This is a genomic window from Chthonomonas sp., assembly GCA_016788425.1.
Classification (GTDB): Bacteria; Armatimonadota; Fimbriimonadia; order Fimbriimonadales; family Fimbriimonadaceae; genus JAEURQ01.
On sequence record JAEURQ010000004.1, the window covers coordinates 473604 to 489606 of the forward strand.

At 60.3% G+C, this 16003-nt stretch carries 12 protein-coding genes; 6 read left to right on the forward strand and 6 right to left on the reverse strand.

Annotated features, from left to right (window positions below; genetic code table 11):
* Nucleotides 1–65: 65 nt before the first annotated feature.
* Together JNJ45_12120 and JNJ45_12125 are read right to left on the reverse strand one after the other, a co-directional pair.
* Nucleotides 66–503, reverse strand: a complete 438-nt coding sequence (locus JNJ45_12120; protein MBL8049416.1) for a fasciclin domain-containing protein — start codon at nucleotides 501–503, stop codon at nucleotides 66–68.
* A gap of 267 nt (nucleotides 504–770) precedes the next feature.
* Nucleotides 771–2627 (reverse strand): glutamate mutase L, encoded by a 1857-nt coding sequence (locus tag JNJ45_12125; protein MBL8049417.1) that lies wholly within the window; start codon nucleotides 2625–2627, stop codon nucleotides 771–773.
* A gap of 121 nt (nucleotides 2628–2748) precedes the next feature.
* Here JNJ45_12125 and JNJ45_12130 point away from each other — a divergent pair, with 121 nt between their 5' ends.
* From JNJ45_12130 to JNJ45_12150, 5 genes are read left to right on the forward strand one after another with little or no spacing between them, the layout of a single operon-like run.
* A complete protein-coding gene (locus tag JNJ45_12130; protein MBL8049418.1) occupies nucleotides 2749–5571 on the forward strand; it encodes a hypothetical protein in 2823 nt (940 codons plus the stop codon).
* Nucleotides 5572–5612: 41 nt separating this feature from the next.
* Nucleotides 5613–7823 (forward strand): hypothetical protein, encoded by a 2211-nt coding sequence (locus JNJ45_12135; protein MBL8049419.1) that lies wholly within the window; start codon nucleotides 5613–5615, stop codon nucleotides 7821–7823.
* A gap of 17 nt (nucleotides 7824–7840) precedes the next feature.
* Nucleotides 7841–8242 carry a manganese-binding transcriptional regulator MntR gene (gene mntR / locus JNJ45_12140; protein ID MBL8049420.1) on the forward strand — a complete coding sequence of 134 codons (402 nt, stop codon included), beginning with the start codon at nucleotides 7841–7843 and terminating at the stop codon, nucleotides 8240–8242.
* 8 nt (nucleotides 8243–8250) lie between these two features.
* Nucleotides 8251–9777 (forward strand): MmgE/PrpD family protein, encoded by a 1527-nt coding sequence (locus JNJ45_12145; GenBank protein ID MBL8049421.1) that lies wholly within the window; start codon nucleotides 8251–8253, stop codon nucleotides 9775–9777.
* A 31-nt stretch (nucleotides 9778–9808) separates the two neighbouring features.
* Nucleotides 9809–10381 carry a DUF2314 domain-containing protein gene (locus tag JNJ45_12150; protein MBL8049422.1) on the forward strand — a complete coding sequence of 191 codons (573 nt, stop codon included), beginning with the start codon at nucleotides 9809–9811 and terminating at the stop codon, nucleotides 10379–10381.
* Here JNJ45_12150 and JNJ45_12155 read toward each other — a convergent pair.
* Nucleotides 10378–10872: a hypothetical protein gene (locus JNJ45_12155; protein MBL8049423.1), complete on the reverse strand. Its 495-nt coding sequence runs from the start codon at nucleotides 10870–10872 to the stop codon at nucleotides 10378–10380. The two genes, JNJ45_12150 and JNJ45_12155, sit on opposite strands and share 4 nt — an antisense overlap.
* Nucleotides 10873–10922: 50 nt before the next feature.
* Nucleotides 10923–12560 carry a carbamoyl-phosphate synthase large subunit gene (gene carB, locus JNJ45_12160; protein ID MBL8049424.1) on the reverse strand — a complete coding sequence of 546 codons (1638 nt, stop codon included), beginning with the start codon at nucleotides 12558–12560 and terminating at the stop codon, nucleotides 10923–10925.
* Nucleotides 12561–12727: 167 nt separating this feature from the next.
* Between carB and dnaK the strand changes: the two genes are divergently transcribed.
* The gene (gene dnaK / locus JNJ45_12165; protein MBL8049425.1) at nucleotides 12728–14641 is read left to right on the forward strand and encodes a molecular chaperone DnaK; all 1914 of its coding nucleotides are present in this window, start codon (nucleotides 12728–12730) and stop codon (nucleotides 14639–14641) included.
* A 149-nt stretch (nucleotides 14642–14790) separates the two neighbouring features.
* Here the strand turns inward: dnaK and JNJ45_12170 are convergent, their stop codons facing one another.
* Nucleotides 14791–14985, reverse strand: a complete 195-nt coding sequence (locus JNJ45_12170; GenBank protein MBL8049426.1) for a hypothetical protein — start codon at nucleotides 14983–14985, stop codon at nucleotides 14791–14793.
* Between the two features lie 36 nt (nucleotides 14986–15021).
* Nucleotides 15022–15990 (reverse strand): PEP-CTERM sorting domain-containing protein, encoded by a 969-nt coding sequence (locus JNJ45_12175; protein ID MBL8049427.1) that lies wholly within the window; start codon nucleotides 15988–15990, stop codon nucleotides 15022–15024.
* Nucleotides 15991–16003 lie beyond the last annotated feature (13 nt).

Genomic DNA, 16003 nt, shown 5'->3' on the forward strand with positions numbered 1-16003 from the left:
GGTTCCGTAAGCAAAAATTGCCCCGCCGAAGCGGGGCTTTAGGGGAGAGAGTAGACGAAGTTGTCTTACTTCAACAGGCCAGGCGGCAGCAGCACCGAGTCGATGACGTGGATCGTGCCGTTCGAGGTCGTGATGTCCGTCTTCACCACCTTGGTGTTCTTGTTGAGGAACACGTTGCCGTGCTTCACGGCAATCGCCACCGCCTTGCCTTGGACCGTGTTGGCGCTCTTCAACTTGACCACGTCCTTGGCCATCACGTTGCCCGCCACCACGTGGTAGGTCAGCACTTGCTTCAGCAAGTTCTTGTCCTTGCCGAGCTTATCCAGAATGTGCTTCGGCACCTTGGCGAAGGCGGCGTCGGTCGGAGCGAACACGGTGAAGGGGCCATCGCCCTTGAGCACATCCACCAGACCGGCGGCCTTGACCAGCTTGACCAAGGTCTTAAACGAGCCCGCTTCGACGGCGGTGTCCACGATGTCCTTGGATTCCATCGGCGCGGCCATGGACGCCTTGGCTTCGCACTCTTGCTTCGCAAAAACGGGAAGTGCCGAACCAATAACGACGAGAGAGAGAGTGAGAGCGATCAATTTTTTCATCTGGTTTTCAATCCGGCCCCGCGGGGCCTCACCACTATCTACAACCGTAGCGCAGGAAATATTGCTAGAAAATGATGAAACTTCACGGACATATTATTCGGTACAAACATGTTCCGCACAAAACGATGCGAGGGCGATGATTCGCCCTCGCATTTCGTTGTTTGTCAAGTTGCCTTAGTGCGGCAACGGCAGGCCCATGGCGGCGAGATACTCGCGATTGCGAGCGACTTGCGCCGTGCCCGAGAGCAGGTTGAGCGGACGACCGCGGGTGTCGATCATCAGGCCGACGGTGCCGCCTTCCACCATCATCGTGCGCGGCTTGCCCTTGCCAGCGCCGACATCCAGATTCTTGTGCGGCGTAATCGTGATGTTCTTGGTTTCGCCGCGACCGAGCGGCAATACCAAAATCTTGCCGACTTCGACCTTCGCGTCGAGTTCGCCCGACACTGTTACCGCCACGCCGCTGACGCCCTTGAGTTCGCCAACGGGGCTGATGCAGTGACCGCACTTGATAATGCAGTCGTACTCAAACACCTGCTTGGCGGCCACATAGAGGTGCTCGCTGAGCACGCCCAGGTGCGGCATCATGAAGATCGAGTCCACCGTGAGCATAGTCACGCCCTCCGGTTCGTAGGCGTCCATCATCATCAGCGCCGATTGAGCGCGCTCCGGAGCGTGCGAAAGCACGCCGCCCGAACCGATGATCATGTCCAGCTTCATCATCTTGATGAGGGTTTCGCCGCTCGCGGCTTGGTCGAACATCTGGCCGACGTCGCGCTGTTGCTGCACCCCGGTGAGGGTTCGCGCCAACGACTTGTGGTGGTAAAACGCCAGGCGCAGCGCCTCGCGGGCCACGGCTTGCTCAATCAGCAAATCTTCGTACGAGTGCGGAATCGTCGTCGGACGAATCATCTTGTTGCGAAGGCGGTTGCGCACTTCAGCCGGGTCGATTTCGAACGGCAGCCAGCGAGCGATGTTTTCGATTCCGGCTTCCTTGAGCACGTTACACACCGAGTAGCTCATGCCGAGGTTGGCCGAAACCGTGCGGTTGTAAATCGGCTCGCCGCTGGGGTCGCGGAACACCGAGAACACGTCGGTGGTCGCGCCACCGATGTCAACGCCGAGAACGTTCAGGTTTTCCTGAACCGCATATTCCTTCAAAAGTTTGCCCACCGCGTTTGGCGTGGCCATGACTTCCTCGCTCGCCCACTCCAGCAGCTTGCTGTAACCGGGCGCTTGCTGCATGACGTGCTCCAGGAACAATTCGTGAATCTCGTCGCGGGCCGGGTCGAGGTTTTCGGTATCCAGCGTCGGCCGCAGGTTCGGCACGGCGTGCATCGCAATGGTCTCGCCAAGAACTTCGGTCACCGGCTCGGAAGCTTCGTTGTTCCCCGCGTAGATGACGGGCAGCTTCATATCGCCGAAGCGGGGCTTGGGGTCGGCGCGGCGAATGACTTCGGCCATTTCAATAAGGTGGCTCTTGGTGCCGCCATCGGTGCCGCCCGACATGAGAATAATGTCCGGGCGCAGTTGACGCAGGCGCTCGACCTTTTGATAATCCTTGCGGCCATCGTCAACGGCGAGCGAATCCATGAGGATCGCGCCCGCACCGAGTGCGGCGCGCGCGGCGCTTTCAACGCTCATGGCCTTGACGACGCCGGCAACCATCATCTGCAGACCGCCGCCCGCAGACGAGGTGGAAACGTACATGTCGGCCCCTTCGAGCGGCGACTTGCGAGTTTGCTCGGCCTTGCCATCCTTATAGATGCGCCACACCTGGTCACCGTTGATGAGCTGGCGACGACCGACCTCGTAGCCTTCCGGCATTTCGGTTTCGGTCAATTCTTCCAGTTCGGTCATGGCGTTGAGCACGCCGACCGTCACGTCTTCGAATGGTTTTTCAACCGTCGTGGGCGCTTCGCCCCGGGCAACGAGGCGATATTCGCCGTTGCCGTTCATTTCAATCAGGATGGCCTTGGTCGTTGTAGAACCGCAGTCCGTCGCGACGATGCGCCGAATGTCTTGAGACATTTCGCGATTATAGCCAATATCTCGGGTAAGCGCGTCCTTAACCAGTCGGAAGGCTTTTTTGAGCTTTACCGTGCAGAAAGTCAACAGAAGCGTTAATATCAGTGTCGAAATGGTTGATCTGATGGCACACCGGAAGTGCCGTATCGAATTGCTAGGCCGCCTACGCGTTTGCGTGGGCGAGGCTGTTATTGACCATTTCCCCACACAAAAAACGGCTGGCCTGCTGGCCTATCTCGCCCAAGAGGGCGGCAAAGTCACCCGCGAATCGCTGGTTTCGATCCTGTGGCCGGAGGCGGATCCGCTTTCAGGCCGCAACCGTTTGAACCAAGCCGTGAGCACCTTGCGCCGAATCCTGCCGAGCGGCGTCCTCGGTTCGGACAGCAAAACCCTTTGGCTGGAAAACGACCAGATCGAGACCGACCTCGCCGAGTTTGAGGCCGCCCGCAACGGCAGTCTTTACCGAGGGCCGTACCTAGAGGGCATGCGCGACACGTGGGTGGTGCCCAAGCGCATTGAACTGGCTACTGCCTACACCAGCGAACTCACGCAAAAAATGGTGCAAGCCGAAGGCGATGGCGACGCCGAGGAAGCGGCGAACCTCGCGCAGCGTGCCTTGCGCCTCGATCCGCTGCTCGAGCAGGCACACGCCGTGCTCATTCGCTCGTACGTGAAGCTTGGACAGCCCGCCGCGGCCCGCCAAGCCTACGCGCACATGTTTAGCGTGTTGCCGCCCGAAGCCTCGCATCGCGCCGAAACCCTGGAGCTGATTACCCACGCCGAGCGCATGGCCGCCGTCGGTCGGGCCGATCCGTTTGTGGCGTTTCAGCCGGCGCTGCCTTCCTTCACCGATCCTGTTTTGGGCCGCGAGGCCGCGCTCGATGAGGTTGTCGCTCACGTTTCGACGCCCGGCGTTCGGTGCGTCCACCTTTTTGGGCTGCCGGGAATCGGTAAGACGCGGGTGGCGGTGGCGGCCGCGGCTCGCGTGGCTAACAAGTTTGAGGGCCGGGTTTGCTACGTCACCTGCGAAAACGCAGAGACCCGCGATGACCTCCGCCGCGAGGCCGTGCGCGCGCTGACGCGCGGTGCGAGCAGCGATGCCCGCGAGTTCGACGACCTCGTTGTCCGGCTCAACCCCACGCGCCCGTTCTTCATGATTCTCGACCATGCCGAGCACGTGCTGGGCCGCGAGGACGCCGTGCGGCAGTTGCTCTATTTCATCCCCGGCCTCACGGTCTTACTCATCTCGACGACCAAGCAATATGCGGGCGAAAAGGTGGAGATGGAACTTGGGCCGCTGTCCCTGGAATCCGTGAACGGTCAACCGAGCGAGGCCGCCATGCTCTTTGCTCGGCGCTATCAGCTTCAGCGCCCCGAGTACACGTTCTCCGAACCCGATTGGCGCGTGATCGATCAGATCGCGCATCAGGTAGGCGGCATTCCGGCCCACATGGAGGCCGTCGCGGCCCGAGCCCGGTTGCTCACTCCCACCCAAATTTCGAATTTGCTGAACGAGCGTCCGGCCGAGCTTTACGACAACCATTTGCAAGAGGTGTTCGAGCAACTTCCCGCGGCCGAGCGGCTAGCGCTGCTTCGCCTGAGCGTGCTCGGCTCCCCGGTGGGTCTCGACACGTTGCGCGGGCTCTGCGAGGAACTCACGCTGGACGAGATTGGCGAATTGGAACGGGCCGGTTGGCTCAATAGCCAACTCGATAGCACCAGCGCGTCGCGCTACGCGGTGCCGCCTGTTTTTAGGAGTGCAATTCTTAGCCAGTCTAGCGAGCTAGAGCGGGCCAGCGCGCAGCAACACTTGGTGAGCTTCTGCGAGGAGTTTGCCCAGATCGCCGACGCCGAAACTTACTCCGATCAGTTCTTCGATGCCGTGCGCCGGATCAGCGAAAACCACTCGATCATTCGCCAAACGCTCAACCATTTAGCCGAGCGCCAGCAGTGGGTAGATGTTGCGAAACTCGCCAACTGCTTGGGCCTCTATTGGCGTCACGTGGCTGCTCCAAGTGAGGGAATTGAGGTGCTGACCGAGATACTGAAGTACCACGCCGCGGGCAGCAATCTGGGCGACGTCCAGGTGGCGCGGCTCCACCTGCTGTTGGGTGGACTCCATCGCCTGACCGGCGACGCATGGCGCGCCAAAGCGCAATACGACGCGGCGTGGACGCACTATCAAAGTTCCGACGATTCGGTCAACCGCCTGCGGTGCATGTTTGGCGTGGCCGCGTATCTGCACGAGAGCCGAGGTTACGAGGAAGAGCGCGCTTGGCTCGAAGACGCCCTGGCGCTGGCCGTCGAGAACAATCACTTGGTCTTCCAAGCGTTTGCTCAGCAACGGCTGGGGCACGTCCACTTGAGCCTCGGCGATGATGATGCGGCCCGCGAGTCGTTCATGCGTTCGTTGATCCTCAGCCAAGAAGCCGGCGCAGAGTCGTACGAAGCCGCCGCGCTCGACGCCATTTCGTTGCTCGACCTGCGGCTGGGCAAGTTCCCGCAGGCCAAAAATCAGCTCATTGCCTCGCTCGCCCTGCAAGAGAAGAATCACGACTACTACGGCATGACTGACAACAAGGTCTATCTGGCCCGCGCTTGGATTGGCATGGGCGAGCTCGATCGTGCCCGGTTGTTGCTCAGCGAGGTGATGGAGACCAACGAATCGGGCCAGAACCTTCGCGACAATTTTATGGCGGTGCTCGCGCACTACGTGGTGGCCACCGAGCAGTGGCTGCACGCCGCGCAGCTGCTTGGGTTCATCAGCCGAGCCGCCTTTGGCGGTCGCCATCAGTCCATTCTCATCGGGCCGGAACTGGACGAGATGCAGCACCTTGTGTGCGAGCGACTCGGCAGCAAGTTCGAAGCCGAGTTTGGGCAGGGGCAAATCTATCGCCCGCGCGACATCGCGCGAATCGTGCCCGACATGTTGCGCCCGGGCTCGTAGGACCCGCAACTTTTCGAGCCGCCTCATCCGTATTCATGGGTATGCGACGTTACGCCGTTCTCGCCTCTCTCGTGGCCGTGGCTCCCCTGTGGGCTCAAGACGCCAAAGTTAGCCTGCATTTCAATGCGCGACCGGTGGGCGAAGTTGTCGCTCAACTCGCGGAAGCGTCGGGCGAAAAGCTCAAGGTGAGCGGCGCTCTCGGACGCACCATTGCCGTGGTCCATGTGGATGACGTTGACGCCGCGACCGCCAAAAAGAAGTTGGCCGAAGCCTTTGCCGCCAAATGGACGAAGGAAGGCGACATTGAATACCTTGCGCCCGACGACGTGGAGCGTCGTCGGTTGGCCGGAATCGCCTTTGCCAAAAAGGTCGCCGAAATCCAAAAGTCGCTCACCAAACTTGGCCCGGGAATGATGTCGGCCGCAATGGGTGGCATGGCTACCATGTCGGTAGGGATCAGCATGACCAAGGAGGAAAAGGGTGCTCAGCAACCACGCACCACGGGCGACATTCTCAAGGAGATTGCGGCTCAGTTGCCGCCCAACACAATCGCCGGTCTAAAGGAAGGCGAACGCGCCGTCTTTGCGACGAGCCCCAACCGCGTGCAGTTCGCGGTGAATCCGCGCATTCAGTCGTTGCTGCAAGAGTATGTGGCCGTCGCCAACGCGGAGGCCAGCAACGTCAAGCAAGGCGGCCCCGCACCAGTTGAAGACGGCATGAGCGAAATGCCAAGTTTCCTCCGGGACATGATGCGGGAGCAGGCTGAAGCTCGCAAGCCGCGCAAAATCGAAGGCGCGGCCAAGGCATTGCTCGTGGCCACCACCTCGGGCGGAATGCCGTTCATGGGAGGCAGCCTCTCGGTGACGCTCAAGTTTTTCAATGCCAGCGGCAAAGTTCTCGCGGTCAATACGGTCGAGGCTCAACCCGACTTCAGCTTCATTGCGAACGGCATGGAGGAGACAACCACGACCGACGACGGCAACGGAACGCGAACGGTTAACTTTGGAGGCCCGAAGCCGCCGAAGCCGGTCGAAGGGAAGAAGCTAGAGTTTTCGACCCTCGCCCAAGAGTTTATGGAAGCCGGCTCGTTCCGTATGGAAGCTCCGACCTCGATGATGGCCGAGGTGTCGCCGAAGCTGGCCGAGCAACTTCGCAACCCGGCCCAGTTCGACCCGCTTTCGTATCGCGAAGGCGAGGCTTTGGCGCAAATCGCCAAGACTAAAAAGCTGAACATCATCGCCTCGCTGCAAGACCCCAAGTCCAACTTGTTCTCGTTCATGCGCAGCGCCGAGGAGACGGAAACTGAAGAATCGTTCCTCAAGAGTTTGGACGACGATTACGCGGTGACCACCAAGGATGGCTGGCTGACGATTACGCCCGATGAGCCGAGCACAGTCCGGATTATTGACCGCTACGCGCTCACCAAAATCATTCGGGTGGCGAACGAAAAATGGATCCCGAGCTTGGATGACATCGCCGACTACGCTCAAGGCGGCGGTGACCTGAGCACTGGCTTTATTACGCAAAAATATGGCAAGGTCGCGCCGTTCCTCAGCACAATGCAAATGCCCGGACTCAGCAACTGGGACGCCGTCAAGTTCTATGGCGAGCTCGGGGGCGCGCGCCAGCAACTCCGCCAAAGCGGCATCACATTCGGGGTCGCCGGAATGAAGGCCCGCGAAGTCGCCAACACCCTGCTTATGGGGACGGAAGCCGAATACCGCACCGGCACCGAGTGGGACAAGGAGAACAGCAAGAACTTTATGACCCGCATGATGTCGAGCTTCTCGCCGGCCAGCGCTTGGCTCCAGGAGCCGACCGAGGTCAACCCGAGCGGGGTGCCCGACGCGACGAGAATCACGATGGTTGGCGAGCCGAAGACGGTGATCGTTCCGGCGCATAACAACGGCCCCGACCTTCGCTACGGCGCGCTCGATGCAGAAATGTTCGGCATGAGCGAGGGCATGATGGAGCAGATGAAGGATCAACCCGAGGTCTCCGCGTTTATGCCCGACATGTCGCGCGTCTTCGTGGGTCGCCAAACGGTGTATCGCCTCACGTTTGAAGTCCGTCCCGGCGTTTTCGCGCAGTACACGCTCCAAGACACGGTGATGGATCCGAAGGCCAAGCCGGTTTCGGCGGGCGACCTGCCGGTCGAGTTCCGCAAGCTGGCCAACAAGGCCAAGGAAGAAGCCAAGAACATGTTCCCCGCGGGCATGTTTATGGGCGGCCGACCGATGGCCCGACCGTAAGGCGTTATACTCTGGCTGTGGCCGAAAACCGCTTCGTTCGCACGCGCAACGATCACAGCCAAGAGACCGCCGAGGATTACGCCGAGCTTGTGTTTGAGCTCCGGGCGGAGTTCGGGTTGGCGCGCATTACCGACATCGCAGCGCGGATGTCGGTGAGCAACGCCACGGCGGCCAAGGTGTTGGTGCGGCTCGAACGCGAGGGCCTCGTGACGTTGCCCCCGCGCAAAGGCGTGCACCTTACGCCGACCGGAGAAAGCCTCGCCCTCAAATGCAAAGCCCGGCACGATGTCGTCGTCGAGTTTTTGCGGGCCCTCGGGGTGCCGCCGCCCGCCGCCGAGGTGGACGCCGAAGGCATGGAGCACCATGTTGGCGAAGCCACCCTTGGGGCGATGAGGAAGTTCCTCGCCGGTCGTTCATAATTGAGGGCATGTCCGCCGTCACTCTGACCCGCGATTCCAACCAAGCTCTCGGCATCGCTCAGTTCGCCCTCGATTTTCTGGCCGGGAAGCTCGGCTCCGGCCCCAGCGCGGCGGTGCTCACTCGCACCGAGCAATTCCACACTGATAGCGTGCTCTGCGGCATCAGCGCGCTTGCTCTGCAAACCAATGCGCCGACAATTTTGCGCGAGGAGTCGCTCGAATACACCGACGCGAACGGCGCTTGCGTGTTTGGTTCCAAAGCCCGGGTCCGCAGCGAGCGCGCGATCGTCGCCAACTCGTCCGCGGTTCGCGAGTGGGATAGCAACGGCACAAACTTTGGCTACAACCCCGCGCTCGGCCACACGGCGGGCGAGTTCGGCCACAACGATTTCTATCCGGTGGTGGTTGCGGCTTGTCAGGAATTTGGTCACGACGGCGCGACCGCCCTGCGCATGATGGTTTGCCTCGACGAAATTCGAGGTCGGCTTGCCGAGGTGTTTAGCCTCAAAACCTATAAGATTGACCACGTGGTGCACGGTGCTATCGCCTCGGCCGCCGTTTATGGCGCGCTGGCCGGAGCCACCGCCGAGCAGATTGAGTCGGCGATTGGCATGAGCGTGGCCCACTACATTCCGTGGCGCGCGATCCGCGCCGGCAAGCAGCTCAGCGATTCCAAAGGCGCGAGCGCGGCGCTAAGCACCGAGGCCGCCGTCATGAGCATGAAGCGCGCGATGCGCGGATTCATCGGCCCGAAGGACATTTTCCGCAACCCGGAGAGCATGTTCCGCCAGTTCGAAAAGACCACCGGCGACGCTCCGTTTGACCTGGTGCTCAGCCACAGCGGCGACGATTTTGCGGTGATGGGCATGCACTTTAAGCTCGGCCTGTACGAGCACCAATCCGCAGGCGCTCTGCAGGCGGTGATCTCGGCGGTCGAGGCGAATCCGCACTTGGCCAAGCAAGGCGCGATCAGCAAGATCACGATCAAGGCATACGAGCCGGCCTTCGGCATCATCGGCGACCCCGCCAAGCGCGACCCGAAGACCCGCCAAAGCGCGGACCACAGCATGGTGTTTATCGTGAGTCGCCTGATTCAACGCGCCGTGCTCGCCGCCGACCTGATAGGCGGTTTGGACAACGACGGCCTTTGGAAGTCGCTGATGCTGATGCCGCACGACTATCACGCCGACGCCATTTTCGATGCCGCAACCCGCGAGACGATGGCCAAGATTGAGTTTGAGCACGGCGGCGCGGAATACGACGCGAAGTATCCGGACGGCATCCCGACGAGCATGATCATCACGGATCAAAAGGGCGAGCAATTCGACAGCGGTCTCGTGATGTATCCGGCGGGCCACGCCCGCAACACCACCGCCGATTTGGTCGGCATTTTGGCGCACAAGTGGAAGCTCATGAGCGACCTGGCCGGGACGCCCGATGCGGTCGGCAAGCTGAGCAACCTCTGTGGCAAGTCGGCGGCCGACATGATGGAGCTTTACAACCTCAGCTACACGCCAAAACCAGGTTTCGAATAATCTCGAAGGCAAATTGGAGTAACGTCATCGCATGGATGCGATGTCGATTCTCAAGGTGGCTATTCCCGCGTTCGGGATTATCGGGGCGCTCCTCTATTTCAGCCAGCGCAATCGCGTGCCAGAGACCTTCGGCGGAACCGTCTCTGGCGAGACGATGCAGCGCGAGATGGACGCTGCGATCGCTCACGCCCGTGTGACCGTGGACGACTTTATTGCTGCTCTGACGAGCGAGTTCGGCACCGACTTTTCGGTCAAGAAAATGTTTGAGGACGCGGAATCCGACCGCTCTGAGCACGCCTGGCTGACTGACTTAACGTACAAAGATGGCGTGTTCACGGGCAAGCTCGGCAACGACATGGCGTTCCTTAAGAAGTACAAACTCGGCGAGACGTACTCGGTTCATCGCGATGACATCTCGGACTGGATGTTCATCCGCGACGACAAAATGCACGGCAACTTCACCATGCGGCCTCTGTTCTACAACATGTCGCCGCAGGAAGTCACGGAATGGAAGCAGCAGCTCGCTGATCCCGAACTCACCTTTGCCCAGCCGGAAACCCAGCCGGAACCAGAGTCGGTCCCGGCTGAGCAGTCGGGCGCTTAGGCCATCCAGTGCACATCGGTGTCGCCGTTCATTGCCTGAATCTGGCACAGCTGACCGTCGTGGTACCACAGGTGGTTGACGAAGATATTGGCGAGGGCCGCGACCGGCATTTCCATGCCAAACGGAGCCATGATCATCACCCCGAATCGCTCGGCCGGAGCCGCGAGCAGGGCTTCCTTAAATGCGGCGCAGGTGCTTTCCAAGTTCGCAATGAGTTCAGCCTTGGTCGTGGTGGCGTCGCAAAGACGGCCCCATGCTTCCTCACCCATCAGCGAGGATTCGTTCTTGCCACCAAGAATCTCGGTGGTCCATTGGCAGGTGCACATCGCCTCGACCGTAAAGTGGTGCGGCGAGCGAGCCTTGCCGCCGGGCGAAGCATAAATCAGCTCGTCCGGGGTCGCCTGCAGGTCCTTAATGTAAAAGCCGCAGAGAGTATCAAGCCATTGGCTGAGGCCAGCCGCCATGTCGGTTCGGGTTTCGTTGGGGTTCATATTCGTCTCCAATCTCTTCTATCTTAGCGCATTGTGTATACGCTTGTCTGTTAATTTTTCAATAAGGCCGAGTCGTCGGTAAGATCGCGCGCCGCGTAGAAGTAGGGGGTCTGCGATTCGAACTCGCCCGCGCAGGTATCCACCATCTTAAACACCGCCTGGCGCGGCGAACTCGCGATCACGCGATCCACCAGGTCAGCGTCCTCGCACAGCGCGACAATCTGCAGCGGCGAGTAGCCAATCTCCAGAGCGGCGAGCACGGTTTCCTCGTTGGCTTGTTCGGTGAGCCCGCGCTCAATCGCCAAAATTCCTTGCATCTTGGTGAGGAACCACAGGTCCACTTTGCACAGCGCGCGCACATCCGGCGCGCTCCATCCGCGTCGTAGCCCCTCGGCGATGGCCCAAAGCCGCTCGTCGGTCGGCACGCGAATCGCCTCGCGCAGACCGGCGTCGTCCATTTCGGCAAACTTCTGGTGGCGAAGGTCTTTCTGGCGCACCTCCAGTCCGCGAATCGCCTTGAGCAAGCCGGCTTCAAACGAGCGATCAATCGCCATCACCTCGCCGGTCGCCTTCATTTGCGTAAACAGGGTGCGGTCGCCGGTCGTAAACTTGTCAAACGGCCAGCGGGGAAGTTTCACCACGATGTAGTCGAGCGCCGGTTCGAAGCACGCCATGGTGGTGCCGGTCACGGGGTTCGGAATCTCGTCCAAGGTTTTGCCGATCGCGATTTTTGCGCTCACCCGAGCAATGGGATAACCCGTCGCCTTGCTCGCCAGCGCCGAGGAGCGCGACACCCGCGGATTGACCTCGATGACGTAGTAGTCAAAGCTATCGGGGTTCACGGCAAGCTGCACGTTGCAACCGCCCTGAATGCCGAGCGAACGAATGATCTTGAGCGAGGCCGTGCGCAGCATGTGATACTCGCGGTCGCTCAGGGTTTGGCTCGGCGCAACCACGATGGAATCGCCGGTGTGCACGCCCATCGGGTCGAAATTCTCCATGTTGCAAATCGTGATGCAGTTGCCGTTTTTGTCCCGCATCACCTCGTACTCCACCTCTTTCCAGCCGAGCAAACTGCGCTCCACCATGATCTGGCTGCGCATGGAAAGTTGCAGTCCTTGGCGACCAATCAGCCACAGTTCTTCGGGCGTGTTGGCGATGCCGCCGCCGGTTCCGCCGAGCGTGTAGGCGGGCCGCACGATGCAAGGGTAGGGAACTTTGCCCAGGATTGCTTGCAGGTCGTCGTCGGTCTGGATGATCCAGCTCTCGGGTACCGGCTCGCGGATTTCCCGCATGAGCGCGCGGAACTCCTCGCGGTCTTCGGCTTTTTGAATGGCGCTGAGCGGCGTGCCAAGCAGCGTGACGCCATATTTTTCGAGGATGCCGATCTGCGCGAGCTGCGTGGCGAGGTTCAATCCGGTTTGCCCGCCCAAAGTGGGCAGCAGTCCATCGGGCCGTTCGCGGGCGATCACTCGTTCGCAAAACTCGACCGTGAGCGGCTCGATGTAGACCGCGTCGGCGGTCTCGGCGTCGGTCATAATCGTCGCCGGATTCGAGTTGATGAGGACCACCGAGTAGCCCTCCTCGCGCAGGCTTTTGCACGCCTGAGTGCCGGCATAGTCAAACTCCGCGGCTTGTCCGATGACGATCGGTCCGGAGCCAATGACCATGATTTTCTTCACGGTCATCAGTGTACCGATTCAGTTCCCGGGAACGGCGTCAACGATCTTGTCTGCTCCCCCAACACCGGCAACCTCCCGACAAGATTTTCACCCGAACTGGAACCGCCCGGGTACAATTGACGTTAAGCTTAGTACGTGAGTCTACAAGACTCAAGACATCTAACAATAACAACATGGCAAAGATCGTAGGAATTGACTTGGGAACGACCAACTCGGTCGTCGCGGTGATGGAAAACGGTGAGCCCACCGTCATCTCCACCGCCGAAGGAACCCGCACCATGCCCAGCGTGGTCGGCTTCAAAAAGGATGGCGAGCGCATCGTCGGCGTGGCCGCCAAGCGACAGGCCGTCGTGAACCCCGAAAACACCATCAGCAGCATCAAGCGCTTTATGGGCCACAAGTTTAGCGAGGTCTCGAACGAGGCCGCGAACGCGAGCTACAAGGTGAAGGAAGATAAAAAGGGCGGCGTCGTGGCCTTTGTGCCCATCGTCGACAAGGAATTCACGCCCGAAGAAATCAGCGCGATGATTCTGCAAAAGCTGAAGGCCGACGCCGAGGCGTACCTCGGTCAAGCGGTCACACAGGCGGTCATCACGGTTCCGGCCTACTTCAACGACTCGCAGCGCAAGGCCACCAAGGACGCGGGCGAAATCGCCGGCCTTAAGGTCGAGCGCATTATTAACGAGCCGACGGCCGCTTCGCTGGCGTACGGCCTCGATAAGAAGGCCAACGAAACCATCCTGGTGTTCGACCTCGGCGGCGGGACATTCGACGTTTCGATTCTCGACGTCGGCGAAGGCGTTTTCGAAGTGAAGGCCACCGCCGGTGACAGCCACCTGGGCGGCGACGACTTCGACCAAAAGATCGTCGAGTGGATGGTCGCCGAGTTTAAGAAGGAAAAGGGCGTTGACCTCAAGAGCGATCGCCAGGCTCTGCAACGACTCCGCGAAGCCGCCGAAAAGGCGAAGATCGAGCTGAGCTCGTCGGTCAGCACCGAGATCAATCTGGCGTTCATCACCATGGTGGATGGTCAGCCCGAACACTTGCTGATGAACCTGACTCGCGCCAAGTTCGAAGAGCTTTGCAAGGACCTGCTGGCTCGCGTCAAGAAGCCGATTCAATCGGCCCTCGAAGACAGCAAGATGAGTTCCAGCGACATTCAGGAAGTCATTCTGGTGGGTGGTTCTAGCCGCATTCCGATGGTGCAAGAACTGGTGCGTGACCTGACCGGCAAGGAGCCGAATCGCTCGGTAAACCCGGACGAAGTGGTGGCCATCGGCGCCGCGATTCAGGCTGGCGTCCTCGGCGGGGAAGTCAAGGACATCCTGCTGCTCGACGTGACTCCGCTGAGCCTCGGCGTGGAAACGCAAGGCGGCATTTTCGACAAGGTCATTGAGCGTAACACCACGGTGCCGACCAAGAAGAGCCGCATCTACACCACGGCGGTGGACAACCAGCCGGAAGTGGAGATTCACGTGCTGCAAGGCGAGCGCCCGCTGGCCAAGGACAACAAGAGCCTCGGCAAGTTCCACCTGGCCGGTATTCCGCCCTCACCGGCGCGCGTGCCGCAGGTCGAGGTGACCTTCGACATCGACGCGAACGGGATTTTGCAGGTCAGCGCGCAGGACAAGGCGACCGGAAATCAGAACAAGATCACGATCACGGGTTCGGGCAACCTCAACCGCGACGAGATTGACCGCATGATGAAGGAAGCCGAGCTGAACGCCGACGCCGACCGCAAGGCGCAGGAAGCTCTGCAACTGAAGAACGACGCCGACGGCCTGGCCTATCGCTGCGAAAAGTTTGTCCGCGAAAACTCGGACAAGATCAGCGATGGCGACAAGACGCTCATCGAAGACAAGGTTCGCGAACTCCGCGAGGCCGTGGCCAGCGATGAAACCGACCGCGTGCAGTCGACCATGACCGCGCTGGAAACCGAGTTCCACCGCGTGAGTCAGGACGTTTACGCCAAGACCGAGGCTCCGGCTGAGGGCACGGCCGACGCTCCGGAAGGCGAGAAGGTGGGCGCCGGAGTTGGCGCACAAGGCGACGACGTGATCGACGCCGAGTTCAAGGAAGAGAAGTAAGGCTCTTCTAACGCGAAAGAAAAATGGCGCTCCGCAAGGGCGCCATTTTTTTGTGTTGCTTCTGACGAACGGCTTTCGATCCCGCCGAACTCGGCTGGATGCAGGGGAACTTCAACTAACGGCGGCGTGCAAATGTTAGGCGACCAAAGTTAATTGGCCGCCGCAGGATCGGCGCAAAGGGTCATATCGTACTGAACGGGCATCGTGGGGATTTTTTCCCACGTCCCACCCCTCCAGACGGCCCCAATCGTGAGCGCTCTCCCGTACTCTTCGCGGAACAGCCCGCGGTACACACGCCCTTCGCCGTCCTCGTAAAACTCGTATTGCTTGTCGTCGTCTGTCATGTTTAAAAAATGTCTCCAGCGAACCCGGCATTTCAACTAACGGCGGCGGCGTCGTAGCAAGGCGAACCCGCCCAGCGCCAGGACGCCCAGCGAACCGGGTTCGGGCGCGACGACGCACGTCATGGTCCAATCTCCGGCGCCGAAGGTGACGATTTCCGGCGCGAGGAAACTGTCCTCCATACTGGGTAACGAGTCGGAATCAAACTTGATGAGTCGGGTAGTGGCTGGTGTGGAGAAGTCGCGCCCGACTGCCCAGAACCCGTTGTGCGCGGAGACGAGGTTGACGCGGGAATCGGTAGTGGCCGAAAACCAATCAGGCAGCACAAACGTGCTCTGGTGCGTAATCGTGCCCGCACTCCCCACAAAAAAGGTCTCCAGGAAGACGCCGCCGCTTGTGATTCGGCGCGCCATGGTCACATAGTTGGAGCCGTCGGTATCACGGTGCAGCACCATCTGACCGAACGAAACGTCGCCGGTGGTGTAGGTTGTGCCGAGAGTGCTGACCACCCCGGTTGTCTTGTTGACGGTCGCCAGGGAAATGGTGCCCGTGGACGTGCGGGATTGCACCATCAAGTACCCGTTGCCCACATCCACGATGTTTTTGACCGTTGCTCCGGAGATGGTCGCGAGCGTCGTCGCGGTGGGGTCGTTGATGCTGTCCAAGTAGAGCACCGAACTGCTCACTCCGTACGTGAGCCGCCCCGTGCTATCGACCACGAGGTTGGTGTTGATGTTTCTTCCATCAACCGTTGAGGCCACTTGCTGACCGGTGCTGTAATCGTACGCAAACCACTTACTCCCGAATGCAGAAGTGTAGGCGAGGTTGCCACTGTGCGTCACGTTATCGAGACTGGTTGAAGGGCCAAAACTTCCGAGCGACAAGCGGTTGATGGGGTCGTATCGCTGCATTCGGTTGGTGTTCACGTTCCACCAAATCATCATGTCAAACGACGCCGACGCAACCGGGGCGAGAGCCGCCACTACCAAACAACCAAACCAACGCATGGCTTGATTGTAA

Coding starts and splice junctions, on each gene's coding strand:
- JNJ45_12145 (MBL8049421.1), top strand. CDS start 8,251: ATGTCCGCCGTCACTCTGACCCGCGATTCCAACCAAGCTCTCGGCATC.
- JNJ45_12175 (MBL8049427.1), bottom strand. CDS start 15,990: ATGCGTTGGTTTGGTTGTTTGGTAGTGGCGGCTCTCGCCCCGGTTGCG.
- JNJ45_12135 (MBL8049419.1), top strand. CDS start 5,613: ATGCGACGTTACGCCGTTCTCGCCTCTCTCGTGGCCGTGGCTCCCCTG.
- JNJ45_12150 (MBL8049422.1), top strand. CDS start 9,809: ATGGATGCGATGTCGATTCTCAAGGTGGCTATTCCCGCGTTCGGGATT.
- JNJ45_12125 (MBL8049417.1), bottom strand. CDS start 2,627: ATGTCTCAAGACATTCGGCGCATCGTCGCGACGGACTGCGGTTCTACA.
- JNJ45_12120 (MBL8049416.1), bottom strand. CDS start 503: ATGGCCGCGCCGATGGAATCCAAGGACATCGTGGACACCGCCGTCGAA.
- dnaK (MBL8049425.1), top strand. CDS start 12,728: ATGGCAAAGATCGTAGGAATTGACTTGGGAACGACCAACTCGGTCGTC.
- JNJ45_12130 (MBL8049418.1), top strand. CDS start 2,749: ATGGCACACCGGAAGTGCCGTATCGAATTGCTAGGCCGCCTACGCGTT.
- JNJ45_12170 (MBL8049426.1), bottom strand. CDS start 14,985: ATGACAGACGACGACAAGCAATACGAGTTTTACGAGGACGGCGAAGGG.
- carB (MBL8049424.1), bottom strand. CDS start 12,560: ATGACCGTGAAGAAAATCATGGTCATTGGCTCCGGACCGATCGTCATC.
- JNJ45_12155 (MBL8049423.1), bottom strand. CDS start 10,872: ATGAACCCCAACGAAACCCGAACCGACATGGCGGCTGGCCTCAGCCAA.